Raw genomic sequence first — 12,267 nt, forward strand, 5'->3', positions numbered from 1 at the left:
CGCGACGGGATGGCGGGTGGCCGGGACGGTGAGTGCGGCTTGGGCGCGCATCGGTACGTGGTACTACGCGTAGTGGTAGCGGCAGGACACGATGCTGATCTGAAAGTCGTCAGCCTCGTAGACCAGACGGTTCGTATCGTCGATACGGCGCGACCAGAAGCCGGAGAGATTGGCCTTCAATGGCTCGGGCTTGCCGATGCCTTCGAACGGCGTTCGCTGGGTTTCGCGAATGAGCTGGTTGATGCGCTTGAGCGTCTTGCGATCCTGCCCTTGCCAGTAGACATAGTCGTCCCATGCGTCGGAAGTAAAGAGCACGCGACGTACGCTCATTCATCATCCTCGGCGAGCTTGTGTTCTTTCGCTTTGCCCTTGCGCAGTTGCGCGATCGAACGTTCGAGATGGGCGACGTTGGCCGGCGAGCGCAGCAGGTGAACCGTCTCCATCAGGCTGTCGTAATAGTCCTGCGACATGATGACGGCGTTCGGTGCATCGCGGCGTGTGATGAGCGTCACGTCTGCATCGTCGACGACCTGGTCGATGACGGTCTTCAGATTGCCACGGGCATCCGAAAAATGAATCGTGCGCATGGTATGCCTCACTTGTACGTGTAAAAGTACAAGTATAGCACTGACCAGATATATGTACAAAATGCTGTACAGGTCTCGAGGCGCCGTGCATGTTGAACGGCGCCATGCGGCAGGGTGATGCGCGTCTATTCTCCCGCGGCGGCCCGGCCGCGCTCTTGTCCCGCACTGAGCAGCGCGGTATCGTCGATGCTCCGCTTTCCGCCACTCGAACCGGAGAACAGACGTGCCCGCAGCCATCCCCGCCACGCTGAGATTTTCCACCGACAAGCGCGAACTCGACATCGACGCGATCTTCGACTTCCTGCATCGCGACGCGTACTGGTCGCAGGGCATTCCGCGCGACGTGGTCGAGCGGGCGATCGAGGGCTCGCTGTGCTTCGGCGCGTATGTCGGCGACCGGCTCGTCGGGTTCGCGCGGCTCGTCACCGATCACGCGACGTTCGCGTACCTGTGCGACGTGTTCGTGCTGCCGGCCGAACGCGGCCACGGCTACGGCCGCGCACTGATCGACCATATATTCGCGCAGGAGATGGTGCAGCGCCTGCGCCGCATCATGCTCGTCACGACCGACGCACACGCGCTGTACCGGCCGGTCGGCTTCGGCCCGTCCGCGAACCCCGAGCGGCTGATGGAGATCCGCCGCCCCGACATCTACACGAAACGCTGACGCGCGGCGCAGCGCATACAATACGCGCTTTCCGTTTTTGCCGAAGAGAAGCACACCATGACCGAACAGGAAGCCGAACAACTCGCGACGCACCGCCACTACAAGGGCGGCCTTTGCCGCTACATCGGCGTGGCCCGCCATTCCGAAACCGAGGAATCGGTGGTCGTATACGAGCATCTGTGGCCGCATGCGCGCGGCCTGTGGGTGCGGCCGGAAGCGATGTTCAACGGCAATCTCGAAGACGGCACGCCGCGTTTTCGCAAGCTGCGCGACTGAGCGGGCGGCACCGGAACAGGCCCTAACCGACGCCGCCCGGCTTGTCGTGCGGCCCCTGTTGCCGCAGCGCCATCGCAAAGAAGCGCCGGATTTCATCCATCAATTCCGCGCGGGCCGACGCGAAATCGAACGCGCGCCGGTTTTCGTGCGCGTAGCGCCGGCGCCAGTCGTCGGCCGCATGCCGCGCCTCGCGTGCGCGCAGATCGTCGAGTTCGGGCGTGCGCAGTGCGTGATCGGCGATCAGCGTCACGCCGTCGCGGCTGACCTCCAGCACGCCGCCCGCGACGAGGAGGCGGCGATGCTCGCCAGTCGGCGCATCGACGAGCATCACGACGCCCGGCCGGATCCGCGTGAGCAGCGGCGCGTGGTGCGGGTAGATCCCCAGTTCTCCGCTTTCCCCCGGGACGACGACGAAATGCGCGTCGCCGGCATACAGCACCGCTTCCACGCTCACGATGTCGAGCCTCATCGACGTCTTCATGCGCACTCCTTCAGACTGCCGCCGCGCCGGCGACGATTTCGCACAGCTCGGTGGTGATCTGCGCCTGTCGCGTCTTCTGGTACAGGTGCCGCAGTTCGCGCAACACGCGGTCGGCGTTGTCCGTCGCGGTCTGCATGCTGAACATCCGCGCGCATTGCTCGCACGCGTAGTTTTCGACGACGGCCTGATAGAGCGTCGCCTCGACGTAGCGCAGCAGCAACGTGTCCACGACCGGTTTGGGCGCGGGCTCGTACAGATAGTCGGACGCGGCCGCGCCGTCGGTCGGCGCGCCGGTGTCGAGCCCCGCGATCGGCAGCATCGCATCGATGCGCGGCTCGTACGCGAGCGGGCTCGTCAGCCGGTTGTACGCGACGTGCACTTCGTCGAGCTCGCCGTTGACGAACGCGGTCAGCGGCACGAGCAGCGCACCGAGCAACTGTTCGAAGTGCGGCTCGGCGGCCAGGCCGCTCGCACGTGCCGCGATGGTCGCGCCGTGGCGCAGCAGCGGCGCGAGGCCGCGCGCACCGATCACGCTCAGTTCGCATGCGACGCCGGCCCGGTCCCAGCGTTCGATCGCATCCACACATTCGACGAGTAGCCGCGCATTGAGCGGGCCGCACAGCCCGCGATCGGTGCTGACGACGATCAGGCCGACGCGGCGCACGGTATCGCGTCGCGCCATCAGCGCGGATACGTGGTCGGGGCGGTCGCGCAGCACGCGTTCCGCCATCGCGCCGATGCGCGCCGCGTACGGGCGGAACTCGCGCGCGCGTCGCTGCGCGCTCGCCATCTTGGTGCGCGCCATCATTTCCATCGCCTTGGTGATCTTGCGCGTGGACGAGGTACTGGCGATCTTCGAGCGGATTTCGCGTATGTGCATGTCAGGGGGGGCGTTGCGGCCATCCGGATGTCATCGTGCGGCTTCATGCTATCGGGACTTCACCTGAAACGATTGACGGAAATCAAACGACTTCGTCCGGTCCCGCACCAGAATCCGTTCACGTGATCCTTGCGAAGGGGGAGTCGATGACCGATTTGCGCACGCATCAGAAATACGAAGCGCTGATTGCGCGTTGCCGCGCATTACGCCCGGTGACGGTCGCGGTCGCGCATCCTTGCGACGAGGTATCGCTGCACGCGGCGGCCGCTGCCGCTCGGGTCGGCATCGTCGTGCCCGTCCTGGTCGGCCCGGTGGCGCGGATCACGATGCTCGCCGCGACGCTCGGTATCGACCTGTCCGGCTATCGGCTCGTGGATGCGCCGCACAGTCATGCGTCGGCGGCGCGCGCCGTCGAGCTGGTGCGCGCGGGCGATGCGCAGGCGCTGATGAAGGGCAGCCTGCATACCGACGAATTGCTGGAGGAGGTGGTGCGCGCCGATACGGGGCTGCGCACCGGGCGGCGCCTGAGCCACGTGTTCATCATGGACGTGCCGACTTACCACAAGCCGCTGTTCATCACCGACGCGGCCGTCAATATCCGTCCGACGCTCGAGCAGAAGGTCGACATCGCGCAGAACGCGATCGATCTCGCGCACGCGCTCGGCATCGCCCGGCCGAAGGTGGCGATCCTGTCGGCGGTCGAGACGGTCAGCTCGAAGCTGCCGTCGACGCTCGACGCGGCCGCGCTGTGCAAGATGGCCGAGCGCGGCCAGATCACCGGCGCGCTGCTCGACGGGCCGCTCGCGCTCGACAACGCGATCAGCCCGGAGGCCGCGCGGCTCAAGCATCTCGGTTCCGCGGTCGCGGGCGATGCGGACATCCTCCTCGTGCCCGACCTCGAGGCCGGCAACATGCTCGCGAAGGAGTTGACGTTCCTGGCGAATGCCGATGCAGCCGGCATCGTGCTCGGCGCGCGCGTGCCGGTGATCCTGACGAGTCGTGCCGACAGCGAACGCACGCGCCTGGCGAGCTGCGCGGTCGCGGCGCTCGTCGCGGCGGCGGCGCGCGCCACGGCGCCGCCGGTGGCCGCGCCGGCGGTTGTGGCCGACGCACACTGACGGGGCCGCGATGCGACATCCCGTCCTGGTGCTCAACGCCGGCTCGTCGAGCCTCAAGTTCTCGGTCTACGACACGCGCGAGGATCGCTCGCTCGATGCGGGCCTGCACGGGCAGGTCGAGAACCTGCATGGCACACCGCATCTGTTCGTGGCCGATGCGCACGGCGCGGCGCTCGCCGACCGCCCCGTCGCGCGACCGGGGCATCAAGGCGCGATCGAGGCGCTGCACGCGTGGTTCGCCGCTCACGTCGGGCAGGAGGCTGCGTTCGACGGCGTCGGGCACCGGGTCGTGCATGGCGGCCCGTATTTCACCGCGCCGGTGCGGATCGACGCGCGCGTGCTCGATGCGATAGCGTCGCTTTCGCCGCTCGCGCCGCTGCACCAGCCGCATCACGTCGATGCGATTCGCGCGGTGGCCGCGGTTGCGCCGAACCTGCCGCAGGTCGCGTGTTTCGACACCGCGTTCCATTCGACGGTGCCGGCGCTCGAACGGGAGTTCGCGTTGCCGCGCGCGCTGACCGAACAGGGCATCGTGCGCTACGGGTTTCACGGGCTGTCGTACGAGTACATCGCGACGGCGCTCGCGGCCCTCGATCCATCGTGGGTGCAGCACCGGACGGTTGTCGCGCACCTCGGCAACGGCGCGAGCCTGTGTGCGCTCGCGAACGGCCGCAGCGTCGCGACGACGATGGGGTTCACGGCCGTCGACGGGCTGCCGATGGGCACGCGCACGGGCGCGCTGGATCCGGGCGTGATCCTGTACCTGCAGCGTCACGCAGGCCGGTCGCTCGACGAGGTCGAGCATCTGATCTATGCCGAATCGGGCTTGCTCGGCGTGTCCGGCGTGTCGAGCGACATGCGCACGCTGCTCGCGAGCGACGCACCGTCGGCCGCGCATGCGGTCGAGCTGTTCGCCTATCGCGCGGCCCGCGAACTCGCCGCGCTGGCCGGCGTGCTCGGCGGTCTCGACACGCTCGTGTTCACGGCGGGCATCGGCGAGCACGCACCGCGCGTGCGCGAACGGATCTGCAGCCGCGCCGCGTGGCTCGGCATCGTGCTCGACGACGCGGCGAACGCTGCCGGCCTGCCGGTGATTTCGAGCGACGCGTCGCGCGTGACGGTGCGCGTGATCCCGACCGACGAGAACCTGATGATCGCGCGGCACACGCGCCGCGTGCTGGACGACGCGATCCCTTCCACGCCGTATCCGACCCGGTGAGACCTTCGATGACAGCCCGCGACACATCTTTCCCTGCCGTCAGCGCCCCCGCGCTGCCGATTTTCTGGCCGATGGCCGCCGCTACCGCGATGTTTGCGGCCGGCTCCGAGATTGCGGCGCGCAATCTCCGCTTCCTCGCGGAAGAGGAGAAGCTTCATTTCGAAGCGCACCCGGCGCTGGCATCGGCGAACCGGCCGTTGCTGGAACTGCGGACGATGACGTTTCGCGATTATTCGGTCGCGCCGGCGCACGGGCTGCCGACGATCGTCGATGCGCCGTACGCGGGGCACAGCGCGATGATCGCCGACTACCAGCCGGGGCAGAGCCTGATGCAGACGCTGCGCGAGCACGGCGTGACGCGTCTGTACCTGACCGACTGGCGCTCGGCCACCGAGGACATGAAGGACCTCGAGATCGACCAGTATCTGGCCGAGCTGAACGTGTGCGTCGACGAACTCGGCGGCCGCGTGAATCTCGTCGGGCTGTGCCAGGGCGGCTGGATGTCCGCGATGTATGCGGCGCGTTTCCCGCACAAGGTCGCGAGCCTCGTGCTGGCAGGCTCGCCGATCGACACCGACGCGGGCGACGGCCCGATCAAGCGGATGGTGCACACGTATCCAACGTCGTTCTACGAGGAACTCGTCGCGATGGGCGGCGGGCTGATGCGCGGGCGCTTCATGCTGCGCGGCTGGAAGAACATGCATCCCGACCAGCACTATCTCGCCGAGCACGTCGACCTGTACGAGCATCTCGACGATCCCGAATACCTGCGCAAGCGCGAGGTGTTCGCGAACTGGTACGAAAGCCCGATCGACCTGCCGGGACGCTGGTACCTGCAGGCGATCGTGCAGATCTTCAAGGAGAACCGGCTCGCGAAGGGCACGTTCGTCGCGCTCGGGCGCACGCTCGACCTGAAGAACGTCGCGTGCCCGGCCTATCTGCTCGCCGGCGAGGCCGACGACATCACGACGCCGGAGCAGGTGTTCGGCGCGCACGATCTTCTCGGGACGCCCGCGTCGCGGATCGAGACCCGGCTCGTGCCGGGCGGCCATATCGGCCTGTTCATGGGGTCGCGCACGCTGAAGACGGTGTGGCCGGACATCGCGCGATGGATCGCGGCGCAACGCTAGGCCGGCGCGGATCGGCAAGGGAGGCGACATGACGTTGCGACACAAGCGGGGGCTCGTCGTCGGTATCGCGAACGAACAGAGCATCGCGTGGGGATGCGCGCGCGCGTTTTGCCGGGCGGGCGCCACGCTCGCGGTGACCTGGCAGTCGGACAAGACCTTGCCGCACGTCGAGCCGCTGTTCGCGCAACTCGATGCGCCGATCCGGATGCCGCTCGACGTCGGGCGGCCCGACCAGATGGCGGCGGTGTTCGACGCGATCGCGGTGCAATGGGGCGCGATCGACTTCGTGCTGCATTCGGTGGCGTATGCACCGAAGGCCGATCTGCAGGGCCGCGTGGTCGACAGTTCGCCGGAAGGCTTTTCGTTGGCGATGGATACCTCGTGCCATTCGTTCATCCGGATGGCGCGGCTCGCCGAGCCGCTGATGACGCGAGGCGGGAGCCTGATGGCGATGAGCTATCTCGGCGCGGAGCAGGTCGTCGCGAATTACGGGGTGATGGGGCCGGTCAAGGCCGCGCTCGAAGCGAGCGTGCGGTACCTGGCGGCCGAACTCGGCGGCGCGGGCATTCGCGTCAACGCGATTTCGCCGGGCGTGCTGCCGACGCGCGCGGCGTCGGGCCTGCCGGATTTCGGCCGGCTGCTTGACGACACCGCGCGCCGGGCGCCGCTGCATCACGCGCTGGACATCGACGACGTCGGCGCGTTCTGCGCGTTTCTTGCCAGCGACGGCGCACGGGCGATCACGGGCGGCACGCACTATATCGACGCCGGCATGCACATGCTCGGCTAGGGCCGGCGCAAGCCCGTCATTAGCGTGAACAGGCCCAGGCGTGCCGGCGGCACGCGACCGTCAGGTGCGCGCGAATGCCTGTACGAGGGCCGGCGGCGCGTGGGCGACCGTGACCTCCGGCGTGCCGTGCCACGCCGCGAGTTTCTTCACTGCTTTCGCGACGTCGGTCGCGAGCCCGGTGCCGAACCGTACGCCCGGCTCGACGTGCACGGCCTTCAGCTCGAACGTGCCGAGCGTGCGATGCGCTTTCGCGTCGATGCGGCCCACCAGCCGGCCGCGATGCAGCACGGGCAGGCAGAAATAGCCGTAGCGCCGCTTGTGCCCGGGTGTATAGCACTCGATCGTGTAATCGAAACCGAACAGCGTCGATGCGCGCCGGCGATCCCACACGACCGGATCGAACGGCGACAGCAGCGTCGTGACCGTCGAGCGCAGCGTGTCGGCAGCCGCCGCCGGCAGTAGCGCATCGAGCGAGCGATGCACGTAGGCCGGTTCCTTCCAGTCGTCGATCTGCACCGGAATCAGGTCGCCGGCCTCGGCGAGCCGCTCGAGTTCCGCGCGATACGAACGGCGCGGCAGCCGATAGTAGTCGGCCACCCAGTCCGCGCGCACGACGCCGAGCGCGCGACACGTGTAGCCGAGCAGCGCAGGCAGCACGGCATCGCGCGGCGGCAGGTCGCGCGTATCGTCCCAGCCGGGCAGCACGCGTTCGCGCACGTCGTACACGCGCTGGAAATTGCGGCGCTCCGACACCATCAGGTCGCCCGTCGTGAACAGCACTTCCAGGTGACGCTTTTCCGGCTTGCGATCCCACCAGCCGTTGCCCTTCACGCCATCCTCACGGGCGAAATCGGCCGACCGCACCGGGCCTTCTTCGCGAATCCGCGCCAGCAGCCGTTCGATCTCAGGACGATTCTGCTCATGCCATTCGGCCGCATATTTCCAGCCCATTCCCGACGGATCGAGCATCTTGTAGCGCATCAGCCCGAACTGCTCGATCGGCAGGAAACACGCTTCGTGCGACCAGTATTCGAACAGGCGCGCCTCGGCGAGATGTTCGTCGAGCCAGTGCGGCGAGAAATCGCCGAGACGGCTGAACAGCACGAGATACGGGCTGCGCGCGACGACGTGGATGGTGTCGATCTGCAACTGCGCCATCCGGCGGATCGTGTCGAGCACGTCGGACTTGGTCGCCTTGCGGCGCGGCGGTGTGAGCAGGCCCTGGGCGGCGAGATGCAGTGCGCGGGCGGCGGCGGGCGAGAGCGTGAGCATCGGAAGGACGGTTGAGGGTGGCGATCGGGAACCACTTTAGCGCGAAAGCGGCGCGCGCGTGCGACGCGCGGCTGCAACGCGTCTGACAATGCTTGACAGATGCGTTTTGCAAGTTTCCCTATAGTGCAGTTCATGGCGCGACGACACGTGCGCGCAACGATTCCGCTTCCGACGCACATATGTCCATGGCACGCAGGAAGCGAATCCGGGATTCCCGACCCCATCGGGAGACCCGGAGCCCTGAGCGGACATCCATGCGGCTGTGCACCGGCCCCGTGTGGATGTCCGCTGATTTTTTTGTTTTTCCGGTTTTCATCCGTTGCCGCGCGACAGGTCATGCCGTCGCGCCGGCCATTCATTGCCGCTTGCCGCGCGCGACTTCGTCGCCGGCGCCGGGCGGCAGCCGCCGCGTGATCGGAATCGATGCGAACGAGCACAGCCCGACCACGAGGAACGCGGGCCAGAAATCCGACCACACCATTGCCTGATGGCCCTGGAGCCAGTGCGACACGTGCAGCACGAGGCCGGCCACCGTCACGCCGAGGCCGAGCGACATCTGCTGCACGACGCTGCCGAGGCTCGTCGCGCGGCCTGCGTCGCGCGGCGAGATGTCCGCATAGATCATCGAATTCAGGCTCGTGAATTGCAGCGCGGGGAAGATGCCGCCGACGAGCACGATCAGCCAGATCGCCCAGGTCGCCATGCCGGGATGGAACACGCCGTACGCGGCGATCGCGAGGCCCGCGAATGCCGCGTTGTAGATCAGCACCGTGCGAAAACCGAAGCGGCGCAGCGTATGCGTGGCCGTCGAGCGGCTGACCGCGCCGCCGAGCGCGGACGCGCACGTGATGAGCCCCGAGTGGAACGCGCTCATGCCGAGCCCTTCCTGCAGCGCAAGCGGCAGCAGGAACGGCACCGCGCCGAGCCCGATGCGGAACAGCGACCCGCCGACGACGCTTGCGTGGTACGTCGGGATCTTCAGGAAACTGAGGTCGAGCACCGGGCGCGCCTTGCGGCGCGCGTACGGCACGTAGAGCGCGAGCATCGCCGCGCCAGCCGCGCACATGATGATGGCGTTCGAGCGCGACGTGAGCGAGCCGTCGATCAGCGTGAGGCCCATCAGCAGCAGCGCGGCGCCGCTGGCCGACAGCAGGAAGCCGAACCAGTCGAGCGGGCCGGGATCGGGCTCGTGCGTGTTCGCGATATGCTTGCTCGCGAGGTAGATCCCGTAGATGCCGATCGGCACGTTGATGAAGAAGATCATCCGCCAGTGCAGGTAGGTCGTGATGAAGCCGCCGACGAGCGGCCCGACCGTGGGCCCGAACAGCGCGGGAATCGCGAGGTAGTTCATCGCGCGCACGAGATCGGAGCGCGGCACCGCGCGGAAGATGATGATGCGGCCGACCGGCACCATCATCGCGCCGCCGACGCCCTGTATGAAGCGCGCGAACGTGAGCAAGCCGAGGGAGTTGGACGCCGCGCACATCAGCGAGCCGACGACGAAGATGCCGATTGCGGTGCGGAACACGGCGCGCGCGCTGAAGCGGTCGGCGAGCCAGCCGCAGATCGGGATGAACACGCCGAGGCCGACCACGTAGGCCGTGATCGCGATGTTCAGTGTGACGGGGTTGTGCCCGAAGTCTCTCGCCATCGCAGGCAGCGCGGTGACGATGATGTTCGCGTCGACGCTTTCCATGAACAACGCACAGGCAACGATGAGCGGTGCTAGAAAGACGGGCGACATGGGCAGGGCGCGCGGTAAAGACGCCATTATGCCCACAATGTGACCGTTGCGTCACGTACGACAACAGTTGTTCCGCATGTTGCAACAGTCGTTCCTGTTTCCGCGTTCGGAAGGTGAGACGACTGCCGCCTCGTCCGTCGTGCGTGACATGACACATGACGGATGACACATGACGGTCCGGTCACGCTGGCCGAGAAACTTGCTTGACATGCATGTTTTGTGCGACAGTCGGACCCACTCGCACCACAACACGACGCGTATCGATCGAAGGCCATCGAGACGAACGCGCGCGCGAACGAGACCTCGTGCCGATCCACTCACCATCGAAAGGAGGGGACACGCCATGACGTCACGTCGTGCCGCACCGCTTGCATCTCGCTTCCCGTCGCGTCAGTCACCGCCCGCGCCGCGTCTGCGCTGGGCCGCCGCACTGGCCATCGCCTATCTCGCCGTCGCCGGTTGCGCCGCGCAGGCCGACAATGCGAACCAGGCCGCCGCGCAAGCGGCCGGCCAGTCCGCGATGCCTGCCGCCACCGCAGCGGCTCCCGCTCCCGCGTCGGGCGCGCTGCTGCCGCCGCCGAGCCAGCTCTACGGCGACCTGTTCGTCGCGGTGCAGACCGCGCAGCTCTATCCCGACCAGAAGACCTTCGTCGATGCCACGCCCGATACCAATCCCGCGACGATCGTGCAGTTGTATCAGCAACAGAAATCGCAGCCGGGCTTCTCGCTGAAGACGTTCGTCGACCAGCATTTCACGCCGCCCCCGGCAGGTGGCGTGACGCCGCCGCCGAACCAGACGCTGCGCCAGCACATCGACTGGCTGTGGCCGCAGCTCACGCGCACGAGCGTCACGGCGCCCCCATACAGTTCGCTGATCCCGATGCCGAAGCCGTACGTCGTGCCGGGCGGCCGCTTCCGCGAAGGCTACTACTGGGATACCTATTTCACGATGCTCGGGCTGCAGGTGTCGGGGCGCGAGGATCTCGTCGACGACATGCTCGACAACTTCGCATACCTGATCGATACGATCGGGCACATCCCGAACGGCAACCGCACGTACTACGCGAGCCGCTCGCAGCCGCCGTTCTTCGCGTACATGGTTACGCTCGCCGCGCAGGCCGAAGGCGACAAGGTCTACCAGAAATACCTGCCGGCGCTGCGCAAGGAGCATGCGTACTGGATGCAGGGCGAAACCACGACGCCGCGCGGGCAGGCCGCACGCAACGTGGTCGCGATGCCCGACGGCGCCGTGCTGAACCGCTACTGGGATGCGAGCGACACGCCGCGCGACGAGTCGTATCTCGAGGACGTGACCACCGCGAAATCGGTGCCGTCCCGGCCGGCGAACGAGGTGTACCGCGACCTGCGCGCGGGCGCCGAAAGCGGCTGGGACTACAGCTCGCGCTGGTTCGGCGACGGCAAGACGCTCGCGACGATCCGCACGACCGCGATCGTGCCGGTCGACCTGAACAGCCTGATGTTCCATCTCGAGACGACGATCGTGAAGGGTTGTGCGGTCACGCGCGACATCGCCTGCGTGGCCGATTTTTCAGGGCGCGCGGCGCGGCGTGCGGCCGCGATCAATCACTACCTGTGGAACCGTCGCGGCTATTACGGCGACTATGACTGGCAGTTGCGCAAGCCGCGCGACGGCGTGACGGCGGCCGCGCTGTATCCGCTGTTCGCGGGCGTCGCGTGGCCGGAGCGCGCGAAGGCGACCGCGCGCGAAGTGCGCAAGACGCTGCTGCAGCCGGGCGGCCTCGCGACGACGACCGAGAACACGGGCCAGCAGTGGGATGCGCCGAACGGCTGGGCGCCGCTGCAGTGGATCGCGATCGACGGGCTGCGCCGTTACGGCGAACCGGCGCTCGCGAAGGACATCGGCACGCGTTTCCTGTCCGACGTGAAGCACGTGTACGCGACCGAAGGCAAGCTCGTCGAGAAGTACGTGGTCGAGGGCACCGGCACGGGCGGCGGCGGAGGCGGCGAATATCCGTTGCAGGACGGCTTCGGCTGGACCAACGGCGTCACGCTGAAGCTGCTCGGGCTGTACGGCGAGTAATGCACAAGCGACTCATGCACGGCGAGTAAGGCGCGGCGTGG

The 12,267-nt window shown here is 67.4% G+C and carries 13 protein-coding genes; 7 read left to right on the forward strand and 6 right to left on the reverse strand.

The annotated features are described in order from the left end of the window. Positions 1 to 63: 63 nt before the first annotated feature. Positions 64 to 330 carry a Txe/YoeB family addiction module toxin gene (locus HWX03_RS18065; protein WP_174388362.1) on the reverse strand — a complete coding sequence of 89 codons (267 nt, stop codon included), beginning with the start codon at positions 328 to 330 and terminating at the stop codon, positions 64 to 66. Beyond that, positions 327 to 587: a type II toxin-antitoxin system prevent-host-death family antitoxin gene (locus HWX03_RS18070; protein ID WP_011547275.1), complete on the reverse strand. Its 261-nt coding sequence runs from the start codon at positions 585 to 587 to the stop codon at positions 327 to 329. Before HWX03_RS18070 ends, HWX03_RS18065 begins: the two co-directional genes overlap by 4 nt. A gap of 223 nt (positions 588 to 810) precedes the next feature. On the opposite strand from HWX03_RS18070, the gene HWX03_RS18075 reads away from it, so the two are divergent. Further along, the gene (locus HWX03_RS18075; RefSeq protein WP_175872094.1) at positions 811 to 1,254 is read left to right on the forward strand and encodes a GNAT family N-acetyltransferase; all 444 of its coding nucleotides are present in this window, start codon (positions 811 to 813) and stop codon (positions 1,252 to 1,254) included. Positions 1,255 to 1,311: 57 nt separating this feature from the next. Continuing rightward, positions 1,312 to 1,530, forward strand: a complete 219-nt coding sequence (locus HWX03_RS18080) for a DUF1653 domain-containing protein (protein ID WP_175872095.1) — start codon at positions 1,312 to 1,314, stop codon at positions 1,528 to 1,530. 22 nt (positions 1,531 to 1,552) lie between these two features. On the opposite strand, the gene atpC is transcribed toward HWX03_RS18080, so the two are convergent. Both atpC and atpG read right to left on the reverse strand, forming a co-directional pair. Then, a complete protein-coding gene (gene atpC, locus HWX03_RS18085) occupies positions 1,553 to 2,011 on the reverse strand; it encodes an ATP synthase F1 subunit epsilon (RefSeq protein WP_175872096.1) in 459 nt (152 codons plus the stop codon). A gap of 10 nt (positions 2,012 to 2,021) precedes the next feature. Next, positions 2,022 to 2,891, reverse strand: a complete 870-nt coding sequence (gene atpG, locus HWX03_RS18090; RefSeq protein ID WP_175872097.1) for an ATP synthase F1 subunit gamma — start codon at positions 2,889 to 2,891, stop codon at positions 2,022 to 2,024. Positions 2,892 to 3,016: 125 nt separating this feature from the next. Here atpG and HWX03_RS18095 point away from each other — a divergent pair, with 125 nt between their 5' ends. The 4 genes from HWX03_RS18095 to fabI are packed head-to-tail and all read left to right on the forward strand — an operon-like array spanning position 3,017 to position 7,148. Further along, a complete protein-coding gene (locus HWX03_RS18095) occupies positions 3,017 to 4,009 on the forward strand; it encodes a phosphate acetyltransferase (protein WP_279612232.1) in 993 nt (330 codons plus the stop codon). Between the two features lie 10 nt (positions 4,010 to 4,019). Then, the gene (locus tag HWX03_RS18100) at positions 4,020 to 5,228 is read left to right on the forward strand and encodes an acetate/propionate family kinase (RefSeq protein ID WP_175872099.1); all 1,209 of its coding nucleotides are present in this window, start codon (positions 4,020 to 4,022) and stop codon (positions 5,226 to 5,228) included. An 8-nt stretch (positions 5,229 to 5,236) separates the two neighbouring features. Next, entirely contained in the window at positions 5,237 to 6,358 is a 1,122-nt protein-coding gene (locus tag HWX03_RS18105; RefSeq protein ID WP_175872100.1) for an alpha/beta fold hydrolase, read from the forward strand. 28 nt (positions 6,359 to 6,386) lie between these two features. Then, positions 6,387 to 7,148, forward strand: coding sequence for an enoyl-ACP reductase FabI (fabI, locus tag HWX03_RS18110; RefSeq protein ID WP_175872101.1), 762 nt, complete (start codon positions 6,387 to 6,389; stop codon positions 7,146 to 7,148). Between the two features lie 60 nt (positions 7,149 to 7,208). On the opposite strand, the gene HWX03_RS18115 is transcribed toward fabI, so the two are convergent. Together HWX03_RS18115 and HWX03_RS18120 are read right to left on the reverse strand one after the other, a co-directional pair. Next, complete coding sequence (locus HWX03_RS18115; protein WP_175872102.1) at positions 7,209 to 8,420, reverse strand: crosslink repair DNA glycosylase YcaQ family protein; 1,212 nt, start codon at positions 8,418 to 8,420, stop codon at positions 7,209 to 7,211. Positions 8,421 to 8,775: 355 nt separating this feature from the next. Further along, positions 8,776 to 10,164 carry an MFS transporter gene (locus tag HWX03_RS18120; protein ID WP_175872103.1) on the reverse strand — a complete coding sequence of 463 codons (1,389 nt, stop codon included), beginning with the start codon at positions 10,162 to 10,164 and terminating at the stop codon, positions 8,776 to 8,778. A gap of 343 nt (positions 10,165 to 10,507) precedes the next feature. Between HWX03_RS18120 and treA the strand changes: the two genes are divergently transcribed. Next, positions 10,508 to 12,226, forward strand: a complete 1,719-nt coding sequence (gene treA, locus HWX03_RS18125) for an alpha,alpha-trehalase TreA (protein ID WP_175872104.1) — start codon at positions 10,508 to 10,510, stop codon at positions 12,224 to 12,226. Positions 12,227 to 12,267: the final 41 nt, after the last annotated feature.

It is taken from the genome of Burkholderia sp. BCC0397 (assembly GCF_902832865.1).
GTDB lineage: Bacteria > Pseudomonadota > Gammaproteobacteria > Burkholderiales > Burkholderiaceae > Burkholderia.

Bases quoted from the DNA above. Each gene is read 5' to 3' on its own strand.
- HWX03_RS18065 (WP_174388362.1), bottom strand. From the start codon at position 330: ATGAGCGTACGTCGCGTGCTCTTTACTTCCGACGCATGGGACGACTAT.
- HWX03_RS18070 (WP_011547275.1), bottom strand. From the start codon at position 587: ATGCGCACGATTCATTTTTCGGATGCCCGTGGCAATCTGAAGACCGTC.
- HWX03_RS18080 (WP_175872095.1), top strand. From the start codon at position 1,312: ATGACCGAACAGGAAGCCGAACAACTCGCGACGCACCGCCACTACAAG.
- atpC (WP_175872096.1), bottom strand. From the start codon at position 2,011: ATGAAGACGTCGATGAGGCTCGACATCGTGAGCGTGGAAGCGGTGCTG.
- atpG (WP_175872097.1), bottom strand. From the start codon at position 2,891: ATGCACATACGCGAAATCCGCTCGAAGATCGCCAGTACCTCGTCCACG.
- HWX03_RS18100 (WP_175872099.1), top strand. From the start codon at position 4,020: ATGCGACATCCCGTCCTGGTGCTCAACGCCGGCTCGTCGAGCCTCAAG.
- HWX03_RS18105 (WP_175872100.1), top strand. From the start codon at position 5,237: ATGACAGCCCGCGACACATCTTTCCCTGCCGTCAGCGCCCCCGCGCTG.
- fabI (WP_175872101.1), top strand. From the start codon at position 6,387: ATGACGTTGCGACACAAGCGGGGGCTCGTCGTCGGTATCGCGAACGAA.
- HWX03_RS18115 (WP_175872102.1), bottom strand. From the start codon at position 8,420: ATGCTCACGCTCTCGCCCGCCGCCGCCCGCGCACTGCATCTCGCCGCC.
- HWX03_RS18120 (WP_175872103.1), bottom strand. From the start codon at position 10,164: ATGTCGCCCGTCTTTCTAGCACCGCTCATCGTTGCCTGTGCGTTGTTC.
- treA (WP_175872104.1), top strand. From the start codon at position 10,508: ATGACGTCACGTCGTGCCGCACCGCTTGCATCTCGCTTCCCGTCGCGT.